Below are 18,324 nucleotides of genomic sequence, written 5' to 3' on the forward strand. Positions count from 1 at the left end.
TTTAGTAAAAATAAGAAAATATCTTATCTATTGATACCTTGTTGAGATAACCAACGTTGATATTTTCTTGCGTTTTTGTTGTGCTCACTAAGGTTTTTCGCGAATGCATGTTTGCCAAAGTCTTCAACACTAGCGCACATGTAAAAATAATTATGTTTATGTGGGTTTAACACCGCATCGATAGAAGATATGTCAGGCATCGCAATCGGTCCTGGTGGAATCCCTCTATACTTATATGTATTGTAAGGTGAATCTATGTGTAAATCTTTGTTTAACACTCTTTTTACTTCAAAATCTTGACCGTGCTTTTGTTTCAAAGCAAAAATAACTGTTGGGTCAGATTGTAGAGGCCATTTTTTATGGTACCTGTTTAAATACAAACCGGCAACTGTTGGTCGTTCAGAAACATGGGCAGTCTCTTTTTGTACGATTGCCGCCAAAGATATTACTTGAATTGGTGATAAGTTTTGTCTTTTAGCTTTACTCGTTCTCGTTAGGCTCCAAAACGAATTATATTCTCTTAACATTTTGTCTCGAAAATTTTCAGCACTACTATTCCAATAGATTTGGTAACTATTCGGTATATACATTGCTAAGGCAGTAGCTATATTAAACCCATTCTTTGTTAGGAACACTTCATCGGTAAATGCTTTTATTAGTTCGATAGAATCGGCTTCGATTTGAGTTGCTATTCTTCCTGCTAATGCTTCTAAGTTATGTTGATTGTTGAAACTTAGGTTGACTGGGGTTTGTTTTCCGCTCCTTAATAAATTGACCAACTCATTGTTGTTCATTCCCTCAGAGATCGTGTATTTTCCTGCTTTGATGCGGTGACTGTATTTTTTTTTGTCTAGTACCCATGCTAAAGAACTAGTATCTTTAACATACGGGGTTATCAATTTTAAAAAATCAACTTTAGTGCTGCTACTTGGGATATAAATAGTATCGCTGCTTTTTACATTTTCACTATAAATATCTGAGTAATAGTTATATCCAATAATCAATATAAGGATCGAAATTGTGGCAATAATTCCTAAAATTCTCTTTTTATTGTTCATTTTTTGTGGTTAAAATACGTTGGTAAACTGCTTCGTCAAAATAAGACCCATTGTATAAGATCCAATCTTTTTTAATACCTGTTTTTGTGAAATTGTGTTTCTCAAAAAGATGGATACTCGTTTGGTTGTCAAGTCCGATATTGGCAAAAACTTGGTGCAAACCAAGGTAATGATGTGCATACGAAACCAACATAGAAATGCTTTCTGAGGCGAAACCTTGGTTTTGGTATTCTGAAAGAATCAACAGACCTATGCCTGCTCTTTTGTGTTGAGGTTCAAAATCAAACAAATCTATCATACCAACAGGAGTTCTTGAGTCAGAGGTTTCAATAATCAGTCTGAGCTGTTTCGCTTCGTAAATATCTTGATGTGAGTTTTCGATGTAATTTTTTAAGAGGTATTTAGAAAAAGGAGTTTGTGTTCCACTTACCTTCCAATAATTTCCGTCGTTTTCAGCGTTGTATAAAAACTCTAAATCTTCTGGCTCTAAGGGTCGTAAGTTTATTTTTTTTCCTTTTAATAACTCCATTTCTTAAGCAGCTTTAAATGATCCTTCAAAAACAAATTTCGCAGGACCTTTTAAAAATACGTTTTTGTATCCGTTATTTTCTTTTTCGAAAGAAACTTCTAATTCTCCTCCTTCAACCAATAACTTTATTTGCTTGCTTGAAGTGATGTTTTGTTCGAACATTGCAATTGCAACAGCCGTAACTCCGGTTCCGCAGGCAAGAGTTTCATCTTCAACACCTCTTTCGTAGGTTCTTACTCGAAAAGTGTTGTTATCAATAGCTTCAGCAAAATTAACGTTGGTTCCTTCTTCAAAGTATGGCGCTCCATTTCGTATGCTTTTTCCATTGTTAAAAACATCGTATGCTCCAATATTCTCTACGACTTGTACGTGATGTGGAGATCCAGTATCTAAAAATGCATGCGTATCTTCTATGGAAATTTGGTTTACATCAATCATCTGAAGATTCACCAAACCATTTTCGATAGTTGCATGGTGTAACCCGTCTACAGCATCAAATGTGGTTTTGTTTTTTATGACACCTAGATCATGGGCAAAGGCAACAAGACATCTTCCTCCGTTTCCGCACATAGTACTTTCATTACCATCGGCGTTGTAATATACCATGGTGAAATCGTACTCCTCAGAAGGATTTAATAAGATCAAACCATCTGCTCCAATCCCGAATCGACGATCACACATACGGTTTATTAACTCAGTATCATCTTGTTGAAAATGTAAATCACGATTGTCAATCATTACAAAATCGTTTCCTGTTCCTTGGTATTTGTAAAAAGGTAAATTCATGTTGCTCATTTTTGCTCTGCAAAGTTAAGCAAATATCTAAAAAAGCTTGAAAATCCTGATGAATTAAACAAGAAAGTAGTTAACTGTTTGATATGCTGATTTTACATTGCTCTGCACATTTTTCACCATCTATAGCGGCAGAAATAATACCACCGGCGTAACCAGCACCTTCACCACAAGGATACAAACCTTTTATTTGAGGGTGTTCTAGTGTATCGGCGTTTCTTGGAATTCTTACTGGGGATGAAGTTCGAGATTCCGGAGCATGAACCACGGCTTCATTTGTTAAATAACCACGCATCGACTTATCGAATTGTTTGAAACCATCTTGCAACGTTTTATATATAAAATTCGGAAATACTTCAGCTAATTCAGTAGATGTCGTTCCCGGTTGGTAAGATGTTTTAGGAATATCGTTAGATAACTTTCCTCGTGTAAAATCCGTCAAGCGTTGCGCTGGTACTTTTTGGGTTTCACCACCTAGTCTCCACGCTTTTTGTTCGATGTTTTTTTGAAATTCCATGGCTGCTAAAGGCCCAAATTTTTGATATTCTTTAAAGTCTTCGATGCGAAGCTCTACTGCAATACCCGAGTTGGAGGTAGGTTGATCCCTTTTTGAAGGAGACCATCCGTTCGTTACTACTTCACCAGGACTTGTAGCACAAGGAGCAATGATTCCGCCAGGACACATACAAAATGAGTACACACCTCTGTTTTTTATTTGTTTTACAATGCTGTATGGAGCAGGAGGTAAATACTCACTTCTTATATCACATTTGTATTGGATGCTATCAATTAGACTTTGAGGGTGTTCGACACGTACTCCTAAAGCAAATGGTTTTGCTTCTATTAAGATTTCTTTTTGATGTAGTAATTCAAAAATATCTCGCGCAGAATGACCTGTTGCTAAAATCATTTTATTTGCATCTATCTTTGTGTTGTTTTGCAACGTAACACCGACAACAGCATTGTTTTTTATTCGAATATCAGTCACTCTTGATTCGAATAATACTTCGCCACCATGTGCGATAATTGTCTCACGCATGGCAGCAATAATTTTCGGAAGTTTGTTTGTTCCTATATGTGGATGTGCATCGATCAAAATATTTTTAGTAGCTCCGAATGCTACCAATAACTCAAGTATTGCGTTTACATCTCCACGTTTTTTTGAACGGGTGTATAATTTTCCATCAGAATAAGTTCCAGCTCCTCCTTCACCGAAACAATAGTTTGAGTCTTCATCTACAATGTGTAATTTGTTGATAGCTGCTAAGTCACGTCTTCTTGCACGAACATCTTTACCACGTTCAAGAACGATTGGTTTTAAACCTTTTTCTATCAGTTTTAAGGCTGCAAATAAGCCTGCGGGTCCAGCGCCAACAACCAAAACCTCTTCGTTAGCACTTACATTTGGATAAATGGGAAGTTGAGGAAGTTGTTCTTTGAATTCTTCGTGTATAAATACCGCTACTTTTAAATTGATTTTGATAGCTTTTTGTCTTGCATCAATAGAGCGTTTTAAAATTTCTACATGTGAAATATCATCACTTGAAACTTTTAATTTGTAGGCAACTTCTTTTTTTAATAACCATTCAGTAGCCGCAACTTTTGGTTTTACTTGGAGTTGAATTTCTTGAGGCATAAAATTGAGGTTATAATTTAAGTACTATTTAAAGAAGTTCCATACAAACCCAAATTTGATTTTAAAATCGGTGTAGGGTTTGTTCGGTGTAGAGTAATAATAATTTTTGCCAGTCAATTGCATTAAGTTTTCGAATGTAAAATACAATCGTGTTCTTCTTATTTGTGCATTTATAAAGGCATCAAAGATCGGTTTGCCACCAATAAAATCTGTTTGTTGTAGTGTAAACTCCCCCAAAACAGGGTTGTAATTGTTAGCTTGATAAGAAGTGAAGTATTTACCAATAATTCCGGTTTGTAAATACAAAGATTTTTTTTCGAAAAAGACCTTAGAAAAATAAAAAGTACTTCTTAAAATAGCATCAGGTACTTTGTAAACATTTGCGCCACTCGCTACATTTTGATAAATGAAATCAGTATCTAATGCGAAGTACCCAACTTTGATTTCGTTGTGCGCACGAAGTTTAAAGTAATTGATAGTTTCATTGTGTTGCGTTGGTTTTGCTTGAGCATCTTCATTGAAATACACAAAGTCTTCTATTTGTGTTAAAGAAGCTGTAGCCTGAATCCATTTTGTAGCCAAATTGAAATTCAAGTTTCTGGTATTGATGTTTTTAAAATTATTTGACCAATTGTATTCTATAAAGTTGCTTTGAAAGAATTGATAATTGACATTTGGTGCTTTCGAATTTAGCTGTAATGAAGCAGATATATTTACTTTTTTACTGTTTTTAAAAGCAGCTTCTACAAATAAATTGTTACCGTTTATACTTCCAGCGATAATCGTCGAAGCACTTGCATTAAGATGTATAGTTTTTATTGCCGCCTTCCAATTAGCACCAATAGAAACGGCATCATTTTTAATTTGATTTGGTATGGTCCCATTTCCAGTATTAACTACATTTCGATAACCTTGGTAGTAATAATGATAGCCCGCAATTGCTCTAAATTTTCCTAAAAGATATGGAGAGGTAAAGTCCATATAGGCTTTATTGTCCATCGACTTATAAGATGTCATGTCATTTGTTTCAGCAGAGAAATAATTTCCAAAATAATCCGTACTGGTGGGCTTTAAAAAGTTGAACTGTTTTGTTTCGTAATTGAAAATATGTCCAAGCTTTATATTTGATATTTTTTTCGGGATGGTGTCTTTTGTAGTGAAAAGTTTAAAGTTATGATCGACATAATACCTTTTTCCATTCAATACAGATGATGCATCTTCTAGATTCACATCAAGTCTACCTCGATCACTATATTCAGAGTCGTTGGCTTCGAAGAAACCCTGTGCAATTTCTGTTAAGCCACCATTTTCTTGATTTTCAATTCTTTGATTCGTGTTGTGGAATCGAAGTCTGTATCGATCGTTTTTTGATTGGTAAGAAAAGGTACCAACAAAATTTTTGAAGCTAGATAAAGAACTACGATAGGCACCTAAAGATCTCAGTCCTGTGTAACCCAATGAAAAGTTCATAGTTTCGCTAACATTGATAGCGATTTTTGAATCTAATACTTGTCCCTGTTCTATACCATTTCGGTACATGATTTCAGTTGTAGGTGTTGGTACTTTGTAATACGCAACATCTTCAATTTCATTATACGTTTCATGACGAGGGGTTTGTCCCATCCTCGGCAATATTTCTTGGTCGTTGTAATCGTAGGTTAATTGCGTTAAAACCTGACCTTGATTTTGAAATGCGTGTTTACCAAATAAATCTTTTCTTAAATAATTGATTTCGTATTGGCTTTGAATAGACAACGTAGTGTCGACTAAAACGGTATCTTTTTCGTGGGTGATAATTTTATAAAGTTTGTAATCAGTTTTTCCAGATTCAGGATCTACTTTTACACCATCATCTTTTTCATTACTCCTAGCTGCAAGGGGCTGTCCTTTTTTGGGAGCTAGCGCATCTAGATTATAAATTTCTGGTTCTTGAATACTATCTTTTTCTTGAGCATAACTGCTTAAAGAAAATAAGATAACGTATAAAGTAAATAAAAACTTCTTCATAAATAGTGTTCAAGATTTTATAGTTGCCAGTTTTCTTTTGTTTATTGTGTTGAAAATAAGCGCTTATAAATATCAGTCGCAAAGGTAAATTTTTTATTGAGAATCTACGACTTTTGTAATGTTGAAAATTAGCCTTTTTTATGGATAATATCCAGTCATAATTTTCATTAGTATCTTTTCAGAAAATAGTATTTTTACAGCGTTTATTTAGCTTATGTCTTTAAAATTAAAATATTCAAAATTTTCATTAGAGGCTGGTACGGATGAAGCCGGAAGGGGATGTTTGTCGGGTCCAGTAGTAGCAGCGGCGGTTATATTGCCTAAAAATTTTAAACACCCGTTGTTAAATGATTCTAAAAAACTTTCTGAAAAACAACGGCGAGAATTACGTCCTTATATTGAAAAGCATGCACTTAGTTTCGGCGTAGGTATTGTTGATGAAAAAACTATCGATAAAATAAATATCTTACAAGCATCTCTTTTGGCGATGCACAAGTCTATAGATAGGTTAGAACAGTTACCTGAGTTTATTGTTGTCGATGGAAATAAATTTAATTCTTATAGAGATATACCGCATGAAACAATTGTAAAAGGAGATGGGAAATATTTAAATATTGCCGCTGCATCGGTATTGGCAAAAACTTATCGGGATGAAATCATGGAAAAGCTGGATGAAGAATTTCCATGTTATAACTGGAAACAAAACAAAGGATATCCAACAAAAGCACATCGAAAAGCAATTGCCGAAAATGGCAGTTGTAAATACCATCGCAAGACCTTCAGATTACTTTCTGAAGAACAATAAATAAAGTATAACTTTTTTTTTGTTGCGGTTTATTGGACATATGTTTTATTTTAAATTCCATTGGTCCAATACATTTGTCACATGTTTAATTTTTTTGATTACGAGTAATTGATTTTATTTTAAATCAGCATGCTTAAATACAATTTGGAGAGATTGTATAAAGTAAATCAATAAATTGGCCCAGCGAAAGTTGGGCTTTTTTTTGAGGTTTATTTTAATAGCTCAGTGATTTCTATTGCTTCTTTAGCTTCTTTTACATCATGAACCCTTAAAATTTGACTTCCTTTTTGCAAGGCTATAGTGTTAGCAACAGTGGTGGCATTTAATGCATTTATAGGAGATGTGTTTAGGGGTTTGTACAACATCGATTTTCTAGAAATACCTGTTAAAATAGGAGTGTTTAATGCATGAAACAAATCGAGATTTTTTAACAATTCGTAATTATGCTCAATTGTTTTTCCGAAACCAAAACCTACATCTACAATCAAATCATTTAACCCCATTTCTTTTAATGTAGCAGCTTTTTTTGCAAAATCAGTTAAAATTTCTTGTGTGATATTCGAATAGCTTGGGTTTTCTTGCATGTTTCGAGGAGTGCCTTGCATGTGCATCATAATATAAGGTACTTGCAATTCGACAACGGTTTCAAACATTTTTGTATCGGCATTTCCTCCAGAAATATCGTTAATGATTGCTGCACCAGCTTCAATACATTTTCGAGCGATGTTACTTCTAAATGTATCTATTGAAAGTACGATTTCCGGAAAGTTCTCAGTTAAATATTCAACTATTGGTACAATTCTCTGAAACTCATCACCTTCAGATATGTGTGTAGCACCAGGTCTTGATGAGTAGGCTCCAACATCTATAAAAGTAGCTCCTTCCTTGAGCATTTTTGAGACCTGTTTATTAACACTTGTCAAATCGTTGTATTTACCTCCGTCAAAAAATGAATCAGGAGTAATATTTAAAATTCCCATTATTCTGGGTTTTGACAAATCGATGAGTTTTCCTTTGCAGTTGATTGTATACATGTCGTTAGGATTCCTAGAGAATCAGCTTTCGTTTTAGTAGTGTAACAATTCCATAATAAAATGAGGTAATTGATAAACTTTTTTTTAATTTCGTTTGCAATTATTTCGCTATTAAATGCAAAGATATTTTGGGCGAAATTTACAATAATATTTTGAATCTTATTTATGCAAAACACTGCTCAACAATACGATGCTATTATAGCTACTTGTAGTACTTTATTCGAAAACAAAATGACTGATTATGGAAGTGCATGGCGAATTTTACGTCTTACATCTCTAACAGATCAGATTTTTATAAAAGCACAAAGAATACGTCAGTTGCAAGAAAACGAAGTACGAAAAGTTGATGAAGGTGAAGTTTCTGAATTTATTGGGATTATCAATTATTCAATCATGGCTCTAATACAGTTAGAAAAAGGTATTGCTGAGCAACCTGATCTAAATACAAAAGAGGCGGTTGCATTGTACAAAAAACATATCGATATCACCAAGACATTAATGGAGAATAAAAACCATGATTATGGAGAAGCTTGGAGAGATATGCGTGTGAGTTCTTTAACAGATTTGATATTGCAAAAATTATTGCGCGTGAAACAGATTGAAGATAATAAAGGTAAAACAATCGTTTCTGAAGGGTTGGATGCAAATTACCAAGACATGATAAATTATGCGGTTTTTGCGATGATTCATTTAGGACAAGCAACATCTTAATTAAAAAGACATGAAGGGAATTATTGTGTTCATAGCTAGACTACTTGTGTCAGTTACATTTTTGTATTCTGGTTTTGTGAAACTTGTTGATCCCTTAGGTTCTTCTTATAAATTTGAAGAATATTTTGGTGCTGATGTATTGAATCTAGAATTTTTGATTCCTGTTGCATTGCCATTTTCAATTTTACTTATTTTAGTAGAGATTATGTTGGGTATAACCTTGCTTTTAGGTTATAAACCAAAACTTACTGTTCTCTCATTGTTTGTAATAAATTTGTTGTTTCTGTTTCTAACATGGTATTCTGCTTATTATGATAAAGTTACAGATTGCGGTTGTTTTGGTGATGCTTTAAAATTGAGTCCTTGGGATACTTTTTATAAGAATGTTATTTTGTTGGTGCTTTTAGTACCATTAATGCTGAATATTTCATCGATTACTACAGTGTTGAGTGATAAGATATTGCGTACTATTTCGATTGGTTTTTTTGTTCTATTTATATATGTCACCTATTATGTTTTGGTGCACTTGCCTATTATTGATTTTAGAGCTTATGCCATCGGAAACAATATTCAACAAGGAATGGAGTATGTTGATGATAGTGATGAATTACCTCCAGTGCACGATTTCTTTTTAGAGTCAGAAACCGAAGATTTGACAGAAGTTATTTTGAGTGCAGATAAGGTATTGCTATTGATTAGTTATGAGATCGAAAATGCATCTCTTACAGGTTTTGTTGGAATGAAAGAACTTGCTTTACAAGCAGAAAAAAAAGGGTATATGGTGTATGGTGTTTCGGCTTCTTCTACTGAGACAACGATTGCTATTCAGAAAGAGTTTGATTTGCCATTTGATTTTTTGTTTTGTGACGGGACAACGTTAAAAACAATCATTCGATCTAACCCTGGAATTGTAACTTTGAATAAAGGTACAGTGGTTGGTAAATGGAATTGGCGTGATGTTGATGAAGTAATATTTTTGGATCAATCTTTTTGAATAAATCCCTTTTTTACTCCAGCTTCAATTTTTGTGTTTAAATGATTTTCTACGGGCGGTATCGGACAAGAGTAATTGTGGTTGTATGCACAATATGGATTGTAAGCTCGGTTGAAATCTAACAAAATTTCACCATTGATAATATTGCTAATAAATACGTCTAAGTAACGACCTCCTTCATAGGTTTCTTCACCATTGGTTAGATCTTTAAATGGCAGAAAAAGATAGTCTTTATAGTCAAAACTGAATTTAGAATCTTGACTTTGATAAATTTTTAAAGTTTGCTTTTGTCCATTCAGCAAAAAAGTAGCAACAGCATATTGCTGGTATAAAGGGTTTCTATTTGTTGTGGTTTCCATTTTAAACAAAGGTGCGTCTGGAGTAAGTCGTACAGAAGCTATTACAACATAGGCTTTGTTCCATTCAAAAAATGGAAGTGCTTGAAATTGTTTTCGATCTTTGTTTTTTAAAGGAGAAGTATCGTCGTTCGCAAAGCGTGCGTTTAATTCGTTTTGAAAGTTCAAACTCTGTTGTTTAGTTTGGGCAATGGAATGGAAACTTAGGCAAGTAAAAAATAGGATAAATAGATGTTTCATATTATAATAAGGTAAGTTTTGCTAAATAATCGTAATGGGCTCCTTCTAAAATCAATTCGCATTTGAAGCCGTTGTAAATAGCGCAGCGTTGCAAAGTGTTGTAATCAACATAGAGCCATGGGAATGTGTCACTCACTTCGTTTTTATACTGCATTTTAAAGTCAACTTCTCCGTAATAATTTAGATTGCTTGGAATCCAATGCTCACCTTGCTCGTCTTCATACATATAAATCAAATCAGAAGAATCGATAAGAATCTGACCTTTAGGGTTAAGAAGCGATTTTAGGTGTACTAAAAATGGTGCAAGTTTTTCTAATTTTCCACAGATTCCAGTTCCATTCATCAAAGCGAGGATCGTATCAAATTTCTGATTTTGAAACTCCCAAATGTTTTTTAAAAGGGTGTTTTTAATACCTCTGTTTTTACAAACTTCTATGGCACCCTCAGAAATATCAAGAGCTAAAACATCTTTGTTTTTAGTTTGAAGATAAAGTGAATGACTTCCAGATCCCGCACCAAGGTCTAAAATTTTTCCAGTACAAAGATGTAATGCGTTTTGTTCTAGTTGTGGCATTTGGTCAAAAGAGCGAAATAAGTAGGCGAGAGGCATAATATCTTCACCAGCGATAGAAGAGTAGGTAACTAATTCTTCCGTGGTCTGCTGATTTTGATAATCTATCAATGCGTTTCCGTAAACGTCTTTTGACATGTTTTTTTTGTGCAAATTTAGCAAAATAGCTAAGTAATAGAAATATAATTATGTACTTCTATGAATTGCAAACCTTGCAATCTTCTTTGTTCTTATGTGCCCCTTTTAAAAATCCATTTTCATCCAACTTGTAATCACAGCAATCCATAAATCCTTGTTTGAGTAATTCTCTACCTCGTTGTATTCTAGACTTCGCTGCTGGTAAGCTGATGTTGAGTTGATCAGCGGCATATTTTTGTTTGAATCCTTTAACTTCGGTTAAAATAAGTATGTCTTTATATTTTTTCGGAAGTTTTAAAATTAAGGGCACTAAACAATCTGTAGCATCATGATGATCTTTTTCAGGATTTTCTAGTCTGATGTTTTTATCAGAATCAGGAAGCACAAGCTCTCTTTTTCTAAAATAATCGAGAATGGTATTGTTGGCTATTTGAAAAAGCCATGATTTTAATTTATCTTTTTGTTGCAGTTCGTTTTTATGCAGATGGATTTTAATAAATACTTCTTGTAAAATATCATCAGCGATGGTTTCATTCTTTACTTTGCTTAGAATAAATTTTTTCAAAGCTGCTGAAAAATCTGAATATATTTTTTCTGTTTGCATTACTTGAAATTAATTCCTTCTCCATAATTGACTACAGAGAAGGAAAGTTGATTAACAATTGCAATTTGTGCAGGTACAAGATTCACAAGTACAGTTTGCACATTGTCCGTTTTTACATGCGTCACAATTGCATGTACAGTTTGTATTTTTCATAATTGCATTATTTAATAGTTAAAGTTACTCATAAGACGCAGTAAAGTCAAAAAAGATGCAAAATTCATTGAAATATTTTCTAAAATATTCTTTTGAAGCTCTAGAAGCACTACTTTTGCTTTGCTTAAGAAAAATAAGATGAATTTACCAACACTTGAAGAAGGAGATTTTTATTGGAATGAAGAAGGTTATAGAGTATTTACAGAGCAGTATCACCTAAAAAGAGGGTATTGTTGTAAAAGTGGTTGTAAACATTGCCCTTATAACTATGATAAAAAAACAGATTCGTTTAAATAAATTATTGTTTTCTTTAATTGATGAAGTTTGAATTGAGACTTCGACAAGCTCAGTCTCCAAACTAAACTTTTGTTGTTTTGATTGGTAAAATGAGTTCTCTTTTTTTATAGCGGAATGCGACTCTGACAAGCTCAGTCTCCAATCTGAACCCTGAGCCTGTCGAAGGGTGAATACTTTAATGAGTTTTTACAGGTTTTGGGTATAGCTCCAGGCTAAAATCCTACTGATTTTTGTTCCTTGTCCCATTGGAATCACTTTTATACTTTTCGCCTCTAGTTTTTTCAATAGTACTTTTAAAGGACGTACATTTTCTTTTTTTGAGACCAATGTTGTAAACCAAGTAATGTTTTTACTGAAGTGCTTACTTTGTCGGCACATATTCTTTAAAAAAGCAATTTCCCCTCCATCACACCATAACTCATTCTGTTGACCTCCGAAGTTTAGAATGTCTTTGTTTTTTAATTGTAAGTTTTTTGCTTTTCGTCGTGAAGCAGCAGCTGCCAGATCTTTAGAAGCATGAAAAGGAGGATTACAGATGCTAACATCAAAAAAATCGTTCTCTTGTATAATTCCTCTAAAAATATCTTTCGTGTTTTCCTGAAAGCGTAGTGATATATGATTCTCTAAATTGTTAGTATTGACTATATGATTAGCAGCACTCAATGATTTTTTTTCAATATCCACTCCTACAAAAGACCAACCATATTCTTGATGCCCGAGTATTGGATAAATACAATTAGCTCCGACACCGATGTCTAAACAGGAAACCTCAGTTCCTGTAGGGATAATTTCATTGTTGTTTTCAGCAAGCAAATCAGCTAGATAGTGAATATAATCTACTCGACCTGGTATTGGCGCACATAAAAAGCCTTCAGGTATATCCCATTCTTTGATATTGTAATATTTAAATAGCAAGGCCTTATTTAGCATTTTTACTGCAGTTGGGTCAGAGAAATCAATAGAAAGATCACCGTGCTTGTTTTGTTTTATAAATGGTTTTAAATTCGGGAAACTTTCAGACAAAGCAATAAGGTTGTAACGACTTTTGTGTTTGTTTCTTGGGTGCAATAGGTTTTTTTCTGACATGTGTACAGCTTTTATTGATCTTCATACTAGCGCAGATTTCAAAAAAACTTATTGAAACCCTTTGAATTCTTTATTGGCTAAAATTTCTTTTACTGCGACTTGGTAATTATTGATGTTTTTGGCTTTTTTAATTTTTTTGAAAACCTTTTGTGGGTTGTCAAAAGATTGAGAGAAATACTCCCAGAAACCTAACATTTTCATTCTAATAGGAGTGGGGCCGGAAAGAAATTCATCGTATTGTTGATATATAGTGTCATGAAAAGTTCTGAAAGTATCGATAGCATTTTCAGGATACTTTGTAGTGTTTTCTTTAATCATTTTTGGCAAAAAAGGGTCGGCTATCAAACCTCTTCCTATCATCCAATGGTCAATGCTCGGAAATCTTTCTTGTAGTTTTTGAAATGAAGCAACACTGGTAATGTCACCATTGTAATAGAGTTTGTGTTTGGTGTTGTCAATGCATTTTTGGAAGGAATCTAAATCTACTCCGCCTTTGTATAGTTGTTTCCCAATACGCGCATGTATCGCAATGTTTTTCAAAGGGTATTTGTCAAGTATCGGAAAAACATCTTGAATTTCATCAGGATTGTCGTATCCCATGCGCATTTTCATAGAAACTGTGATGTCTGTTTCGTTATGAACTCTTTTTAAGATATGGTCGATTTTCTGGGGTTGACAGATGAGACCCGAGCCCATTCCTTTTTTTGTTACCATGGGGTAAGGACAACCTAAATTCCAATTCAACTCTTTGTATCCTAATTCTTGAATATATTTTACCACAAAAAGAAATTCTTCATCAGAATTGGTCATTATTTGTGGAATGACTTCTAAGGTGTCATTATTTGCTAATTCGAGATCTCTTTTATAAGAATTTTTAATCACGATTTTTCCATTCATGCGAATATATGGTGCATAAAAAGTGTCGATTCCTCCAAAATATTTATGAAAGGCATTTCGAAATCTAAAATCTGTAAACCCTTGTAAAGGTGAGGAAAGTAATGTTAGGCTCATGCTTTTTCTCTAGGCTGCAAAGATACACTAATATTTAGATCGAGTAGCTTTTTGAAAACAAGAGTAAGAAGTTATTGAAAGAAAAAAGCCCTTAATTTAATTAAGGGCTTTTTCTATTATTATTATTATTATTATTATTATTATTATTATTATTATTATTATTATTATTATTATTATTATTATTATTATTATTGGATGTTTAATACAAATTCTAATTCAAAATCAGTATCACCATCATTTGCACCAGAAGAACTTGTTTTTATGTCTGGTTGATGCTGTAGTCTTACCGTAAATGTACCACCTGATACTTGAGAAGATTCTGTAGTCCAGGTTGTAGATAAGCCTAGAGGATTTTGATTTTCGTCAAAATCATTGTAGTTGATAGCATCTGAAGCGTTGTCAATATTTCCATTTCCTAAAGGATTTGAAAATGCATCGTTTGTAAAGCTAAAAAATATTTGATGTTCCTCTGCTTCCTCTTCAATTTCTTCAGTTATATCAAATCCATGTGAATGTCCATGTTCTTCTTCTTCATGTTCTTCTTCTTCTTCTTCTTCGGCTAAATGGTTTTCAATGTCAAATGTTAAGATATAGGTTTTATTAGCATCTAAGTTGATTGCATCTAAAACCTCTAGCTCTTCAACTCCTTCTCCATCAGGATCTTCAGCTCTAGCTTCAACTACATCATTGGCATCTAGTTCGTTAGTGAAAATTAGTTTTATATCTGTGATGATTTCTAGGTCGTTTTCTTCATGAGGAACTTCGTCATCATTGCTACAGCTGATGCTTATCAATGAAACTGTTAGTAGTGACCAAAAGCTTAGTCTTTTTAGTAGGTTGAAGGTGTTCATTTCTGTTTTCATTTTTTTATTATTGATTTTAAATAGATTATTTTATTTGTGTTTAAGATTTTGACTTGAATGAATATCTAAGTGTGAATAAAAAGTTTCTTCCAGGTTCATCTGCGAAATATCTCATTTCGTTTAGGTAATCTCTATATGCAGTATTGAATACATTTTGTACCGTGATACTTGCATTCACATTTTTTATTTGAATTCTCCAAGCTACATCCATCAAAAAGTAACCTTCAGGAGCAGCTTTGAAATCAAAAATTTCTGATTCTGGAGTGATGATAACCGAGCCGTCGATCAAATCTTCTGGAGGAATCGTTCTCGGAGCTTGGTACTGTTGAAACGTATAACTGGGTCTTATAGAAATAGTTGAAGTATCAAACTTCCAAACGTTCTTTTTCGTCCAAGTTACTTGATAATTTGTGGTAACCGGAGGCTGATTGATCAACGGTTCGTTTTTTTCTATGTTTTTCGACCACAAATAACTAAACCCGAACAAACCAGCTATTTGCTTCGACCATTGTTTTTTCCAACTAAAATCAGTTCCTAAAAACACCGCGTTCGATTGATCGTATATAAAAGCAGGCATAGGCCCTCTAATTGTCCCGAGTACAGCCAATGGTCTGTTGTAGATGAAATTTTCTATATAATGACCATAAACAGTTGCTTTAACCGTATTATCTTTATTTTGATGTTGCCATTCATTGATGAATTTGTACCCTTTTTCAGGTTTTACAGAACTGTCTTCCATTTTAATAACTTTGTCAGTCTTTAATTCACCATCACTATTTACATAGTATCTCAATAATCCATAAGTAGTTTTAAATCCATGTTGTCCAAAACCATAAAGTTCGATCATATTTGGAGTTCTCCATGCAGCACCGAGATTCGATCTGAATGTTGTTTTTTCAGAAACTTCTCTAACAACCCCTAAGCTAAATGTAATATTGTTGAATTGATATTGGTCTCTATAGATGTTTTGATTTGTTTCTCTTCCTCTTACATCGTTGCTTACAAAATCGATTCGGCTACCAAACTCAAAAGTGTTTTTGTCGAATGTTTTACTTTCTACAATAAATGCGCTAAAACTGTGTGTATTGTAATTAGGAATCAAAGGTGTTGTTCCGGTTCCTGGGTTGTTGTCGTTATCTTGATTGAAAAACTGCACTCCGATCAATCCATCAAGTTTATACCAATCAGGATGATTCCATTCTAGTTGATAATCCTGCGTAATTAAATCTAGATCAATAATCGGTTTGTCTGAATTTCGTCTTACATCGAATTCTTGCCTTTTGTTGAGTTGTGTTCCTGATTTAAAAGTGATTTTTCCGTTATCGGCATACCACCAATCCATCTTCAATTTTAAAAAATGATGATCTGTTTTTTGGTTAGGCGCATTTATGTCGTATGAAAAAGGAGTAATGAATAATGGTTTGTCAGAATTGATTGCATTTACAAAGGCGTTTCCACTGTCTGCAATAGACGACCTTAGCAAAGCTAAATTTTGATTGACATAGCTATAATGTGCTTTTACATCGATGCTTTTATGTTGGTACCTGGTACCGAATCCGAAATATTTTTCTTCTTTACCAGTATTTGTCAAACTGTAATCAGGACTATGTAAATCTCCAATCTTGGTGAAATTTCCATTGATGAAATAACTCCATTTTTCAAAACCAATACCCGATTCGATATTCGTAAAGATACCCTTTCCGTTGGTTTGATATCCTGTTTCTACACTTGCGTATAAAGGTTCGTTAAGGTACAAAGGATTTGGCTCTACGATGATGGTACCGGCTAAAGCTTCTGGTCCGTATCTTACTCCCGAGGCACCTTTTATAATAGTGATATTGTGTGCCGAACTCAATGAAATTTCTGGAGCATGATCTGTACCCCAATTCTGAAAACCATGTTTAATTTCGTTGTTTAAAACAAGGATTCTATTTCCATACAATCCGTGGATGATTGGCAATTGATTGTTCGAACCTGTTGAAACGAAGGAAATACCTTCTGTTTGAGATAGTAAAGATGCCAATGTTTGGGTTGGGTTGTTCTTTATTTCTTCTAGTTCTATAGTGCTTTTAGAAACTGTTTTTACACCTTCTTCAATTCTTTTTTTTGCGTGTATTGTTACATCTTTCAGTTCCAACACGTCTTGCTTCAAATAAATATGTGGTGATTTTCCATGTTGATGGTAATCTTCACAGACAGAGTCGCAATACCCAAAGCACGAAGCAATAATTGTGTTATTGTTTGTGCACAAACCATTAATGATAAAGTTACCATTCAAATCAGTCGTGGTGTATTTCTCTGAACCCATAATTTTAATCGTAACATAGGGTATTGGTTCTTTTGTTTCGATGTCGAGTATTGTTCCTGAAACAGAGTGCTCACATGAGTCTGACTGAGCCCAAGTAACACAGTTAAAAAATAAGATTAAAAGTATAGATAAAAACCTCATTGGATCGAATGTTTGATGGAAGATTGAGAGGGTTTTACCTGTAAAGGTTGTAATAGATTATAACTGTGTAATATAATAATTGAAATTGTCGGAAGATAAATTAGAGATTCTGAAAGCTCTAAAACAGTAAGTTTTTCATTTATCAATAGGGTTAATAGAAAGAACCAACTGGACCAAAATCCTATTTTTAACCAATTTTTTCTTGTCCTTGTGGCTGTTTTATATATTGCGAAGAAAGAAACAATCAAAAATAGATAGTCCAATAAATGCCACAAACTATGACTCTCTTCCATTTGTAACGATGTAGAAGTCCATGTCATAAATAGTATAGGAGTTATTGAGCAGTGTATCAAGCACAATATACTTGTAACACATCCGATGGTATCTGATTTGATAAAAATTTTTAACATGTTTGTTTCTTTAACGCAACTCGGTTGCAAATATAAAGGTTTTTTGTGTTAACGCAACTAAATTGCGTTTTAAATATTATATTTGTTTTCGAAATTAAAAAAATGGTAGAATGACAGATTTGGACTTGGTGTTGAAAGAACACGGATTGAGAAAAACAACTTTTAGAAAGGAGTTGTTGTCTTTGTTTTATGATTCGAATTCGTCTTTAACAGCCGAAGAGGTTAAAAATATATTAGGACATACTACCGATAAGGTAACTATATATAGAGCTTTAGATGCATTTGAAAAAACTGGACTCATACACAGAGTCCCTGATAAAAGTAATTTAACACGTTATGCTATTTGTCATTCAGAATGCAGTTCTATCAAGCATGTGCATAATCATGCGCATTTTATTTGTAATTCTTGTAATGAAACCTTTTGTATCAATGACATAAAAATTCCTCATATAGAAGGAGCGAAAGGTTTTTTAATAAAAAATGCAAAACTAACATTAGAAGGGGATTGTCCTCAATGTCAATCATAGAAGTTTTTAAAGTGATGTTTCCAATCTTTCTTGTTTTTAATGATGAGTTATTT

General features: G+C 33.6%; 19 protein-coding genes. 5 read left to right on the top strand and 14 right to left on the bottom strand.

Going from position 1 to position 18,324, the window contains the following annotated elements:
• Positions 1-23 precede the first annotated feature (23 nt).
• From mltG to F6P99_RS11305, 5 genes are all read right to left on the bottom strand, one after another.
• Positions 24-1,058, bottom strand: coding sequence for an endolytic transglycosylase MltG (mltG, locus tag F6P99_RS11285; RefSeq protein ID WP_152287597.1), 1,035 nt, complete (start codon positions 1,056-1,058; stop codon positions 24-26).
• Positions 1,048-1,587, bottom strand: coding sequence for a GNAT family N-acetyltransferase (locus tag F6P99_RS11290; RefSeq protein ID WP_152287598.1), 540 nt, complete (start codon positions 1,585-1,587; stop codon positions 1,048-1,050). Before F6P99_RS11290 ends, mltG begins: the two co-directional genes overlap by 11 nt.
• A gap of 3 nt (positions 1,588-1,590) precedes the next feature.
• Positions 1,591-2,373 (bottom strand): diaminopimelate epimerase, encoded by a 783-nt coding sequence (dapF, locus tag F6P99_RS11295; protein WP_152287599.1) that lies wholly within the window; start codon positions 2,371-2,373, stop codon positions 1,591-1,593.
• Positions 2,374-2,452: 79 nt separating this feature from the next.
• Positions 2,453-4,015: an NAD(P)/FAD-dependent oxidoreductase gene (locus tag F6P99_RS11300; RefSeq protein ID WP_152287600.1), complete on the bottom strand. Its 1,563-nt coding sequence runs from the start codon at positions 4,013-4,015 to the stop codon at positions 2,453-2,455.
• Positions 4,016-4,039: 24 nt separating this feature from the next.
• Positions 4,040-6,022: a putative porin gene (locus tag F6P99_RS11305; protein ID WP_152287601.1), complete on the bottom strand. Its 1,983-nt coding sequence runs from the start codon at positions 6,020-6,022 to the stop codon at positions 4,040-4,042.
• Positions 6,023-6,236: 214 nt separating this feature from the next.
• Between F6P99_RS11305 and F6P99_RS11310 the strand changes: the two genes are divergently transcribed.
• Positions 6,237-6,827, top strand: a complete 591-nt coding sequence (locus tag F6P99_RS11310) for a ribonuclease HII (protein WP_152287602.1) — start codon at positions 6,237-6,239, stop codon at positions 6,825-6,827.
• 209 nt (positions 6,828-7,036) lie between these two features.
• Here the strand turns inward: F6P99_RS11310 and folP are convergent, their stop codons facing one another.
• A complete protein-coding gene (gene folP, locus F6P99_RS11315; protein ID WP_152287603.1) occupies positions 7,037-7,807 on the bottom strand; it encodes a dihydropteroate synthase in 771 nt (256 codons plus the stop codon).
• Positions 7,808-8,026: 219 nt separating this feature from the next.
• Between folP and F6P99_RS11320 the strand changes: the two genes are divergently transcribed.
• Positions 8,027-8,572, top strand: coding sequence for a DUF1599 domain-containing protein (locus F6P99_RS11320; RefSeq protein WP_152287604.1), 546 nt, complete (start codon positions 8,027-8,029; stop codon positions 8,570-8,572).
• 10 nt (positions 8,573-8,582) lie between these two features.
• Positions 8,583-9,566 (top strand): DoxX family protein, encoded by a 984-nt coding sequence (locus F6P99_RS11325; protein ID WP_152287605.1) that lies wholly within the window; start codon positions 8,583-8,585, stop codon positions 9,564-9,566.
• Here F6P99_RS11325 and F6P99_RS11330 read toward each other — a convergent pair.
• The 3 genes from F6P99_RS11330 to sigZ all read right to left on the bottom strand — a co-directional run bounded on the left by F6P99_RS11330 (position 9,554) and on the right by sigZ (position 11,475).
• Positions 9,554-10,090, bottom strand: coding sequence for a DUF1684 domain-containing protein (locus F6P99_RS11330; RefSeq protein ID WP_226913065.1), 537 nt, complete (start codon positions 10,088-10,090; stop codon positions 9,554-9,556). The two genes, F6P99_RS11325 and F6P99_RS11330, sit on opposite strands and share 13 nt — an antisense overlap.
• A gap of 73 nt (positions 10,091-10,163) precedes the next feature.
• A complete protein-coding gene (locus F6P99_RS11335) occupies positions 10,164-10,871 on the bottom strand; it encodes a class I SAM-dependent methyltransferase (RefSeq protein ID WP_152287607.1) in 708 nt (235 codons plus the stop codon).
• A 58-nt stretch (positions 10,872-10,929) separates the two neighbouring features.
• Positions 10,930-11,475 carry an RNA polymerase sigma factor SigZ gene (gene sigZ, locus F6P99_RS11340; RefSeq protein ID WP_152287608.1) on the bottom strand — a complete coding sequence of 182 codons (546 nt, stop codon included), beginning with the start codon at positions 11,473-11,475 and terminating at the stop codon, positions 10,930-10,932.
• A 291-nt stretch (positions 11,476-11,766) separates the two neighbouring features.
• Here sigZ and F6P99_RS13435 point away from each other — a divergent pair, with 291 nt between their 5' ends.
• Positions 11,767-11,925: a DUF5522 domain-containing protein gene (locus F6P99_RS13435; protein WP_193316066.1), complete on the top strand. Its 159-nt coding sequence runs from the start codon at positions 11,767-11,769 to the stop codon at positions 11,923-11,925.
• Positions 11,926-12,111: 186 nt separating this feature from the next.
• On the opposite strand, the gene rlmF is transcribed toward F6P99_RS13435, so the two are convergent.
• The 5 genes from rlmF to F6P99_RS13545 all read right to left on the bottom strand — a co-directional run bounded on the left by rlmF (position 12,112) and on the right by F6P99_RS13545 (position 17,744).
• On the bottom strand, positions 12,112-13,011 hold the full coding sequence (gene rlmF / locus F6P99_RS11345; protein WP_152287609.1) for a 23S rRNA (adenine(1618)-N(6))-methyltransferase RlmF: 900 nt from the start codon (positions 13,009-13,011) through the stop codon (positions 12,112-12,114).
• A 48-nt stretch (positions 13,012-13,059) separates the two neighbouring features.
• Positions 13,060-14,022, bottom strand: coding sequence for a tRNA dihydrouridine synthase (locus F6P99_RS11350; RefSeq protein WP_152287610.1), 963 nt, complete (start codon positions 14,020-14,022; stop codon positions 13,060-13,062).
• A 188-nt stretch (positions 14,023-14,210) separates the two neighbouring features.
• Positions 14,211-14,885: a GTP cyclohydrolase gene (locus F6P99_RS11355; protein WP_226913066.1), complete on the bottom strand. Its 675-nt coding sequence runs from the start codon at positions 14,883-14,885 to the stop codon at positions 14,211-14,213.
• Positions 14,886-14,925: 40 nt separating this feature from the next.
• Positions 14,926-17,334: a TonB-dependent receptor gene (locus tag F6P99_RS11360; protein WP_152287611.1), complete on the bottom strand. Its 2,409-nt coding sequence runs from the start codon at positions 17,332-17,334 to the stop codon at positions 14,926-14,928.
• Positions 17,331-17,744 (bottom strand): MerC domain-containing protein, encoded by a 414-nt coding sequence (locus F6P99_RS13545; protein WP_152287612.1) that lies wholly within the window; start codon positions 17,742-17,744, stop codon positions 17,331-17,333. Before F6P99_RS13545 ends, F6P99_RS11360 begins: the two co-directional genes overlap by 4 nt.
• A gap of 110 nt (positions 17,745-17,854) precedes the next feature.
• On the opposite strand from F6P99_RS13545, the gene F6P99_RS11370 reads away from it, so the two are divergent.
• A complete protein-coding gene (locus F6P99_RS11370) occupies positions 17,855-18,271 on the top strand; it encodes a Fur family transcriptional regulator (protein WP_152287613.1) in 417 nt (138 codons plus the stop codon).
• Positions 18,272-18,324: the final 53 nt, after the last annotated feature.

The sequence above is a fragment of the Flavicella marina genome (genome assembly GCF_009193215.1).
Taxonomy (GTDB): Bacteria; Bacteroidota; Bacteroidia; order Flavobacteriales; family Flavobacteriaceae; genus Flavicella; species Flavicella marina.

Coding starts and splice junctions, on each gene's coding strand:
- mltG (WP_152287597.1), bottom strand. CDS start 1,058: ATGAACAATAAAAAGAGAATTTTAGGAATTATTGCCACAATTTCGATC.
- F6P99_RS11290 (WP_152287598.1), bottom strand. CDS start 1,587: ATGGAGTTATTAAAAGGAAAAAAAATAAACTTACGACCCTTAGAGCCA.
- dapF (WP_152287599.1), bottom strand. CDS start 2,373: ATGAATTTACCTTTTTACAAATACCAAGGAACAGGAAACGATTTTGTA.
- F6P99_RS11300 (WP_152287600.1), bottom strand. CDS start 4,015: ATGCCTCAAGAAATTCAACTCCAAGTAAAACCAAAAGTTGCGGCTACT.
- F6P99_RS11305 (WP_152287601.1), bottom strand. CDS start 6,022: ATGAAGAAGTTTTTATTTACTTTATACGTTATCTTATTTTCTTTAAGC.
- F6P99_RS11310 (WP_152287602.1), top strand. CDS start 6,237: ATGTCTTTAAAATTAAAATATTCAAAATTTTCATTAGAGGCTGGTACG.
- folP (WP_152287603.1), bottom strand. CDS start 7,807: ATGGGAATTTTAAATATTACTCCTGATTCATTTTTTGACGGAGGTAAA.
- F6P99_RS11320 (WP_152287604.1), top strand. CDS start 8,027: ATGCAAAACACTGCTCAACAATACGATGCTATTATAGCTACTTGTAGT.
- F6P99_RS11325 (WP_152287605.1), top strand. CDS start 8,583: ATGAAGGGAATTATTGTGTTCATAGCTAGACTACTTGTGTCAGTTACA.
- F6P99_RS11335 (WP_152287607.1), bottom strand. CDS start 10,871: ATGTCAAAAGACGTTTACGGAAACGCATTGATAGATTATCAAAATCAG.
- sigZ (WP_152287608.1), bottom strand. CDS start 11,475: ATGCAAACAGAAAAAATATATTCAGATTTTTCAGCAGCTTTGAAAAAA.
- F6P99_RS13435 (WP_193316066.1), top strand. CDS start 11,767: ATGAATTTACCAACACTTGAAGAAGGAGATTTTTATTGGAATGAAGAA.
- rlmF (WP_152287609.1), bottom strand. CDS start 13,011: ATGTCAGAAAAAAACCTATTGCACCCAAGAAACAAACACAAAAGTCGT.
- F6P99_RS11350 (WP_152287610.1), bottom strand. CDS start 14,022: ATGAGCCTAACATTACTTTCCTCACCTTTACAAGGGTTTACAGATTTT.
- F6P99_RS11355 (WP_226913066.1), bottom strand. CDS start 14,885: ATGAAAACAGAAATGAACACCTTCAACCTACTAAAAAGACTAAGCTTT.
- F6P99_RS11360 (WP_152287611.1), bottom strand. CDS start 17,334: ATGAGGTTTTTATCTATACTTTTAATCTTATTTTTTAACTGTGTTACT.
- F6P99_RS13545 (WP_152287612.1), bottom strand. CDS start 17,744: ATGTTAAAAATTTTTATCAAATCAGATACCATCGGATGTGTTACAAGT.
- F6P99_RS11370 (WP_152287613.1), top strand. CDS start 17,855: ATGACAGATTTGGACTTGGTGTTGAAAGAACACGGATTGAGAAAAACA.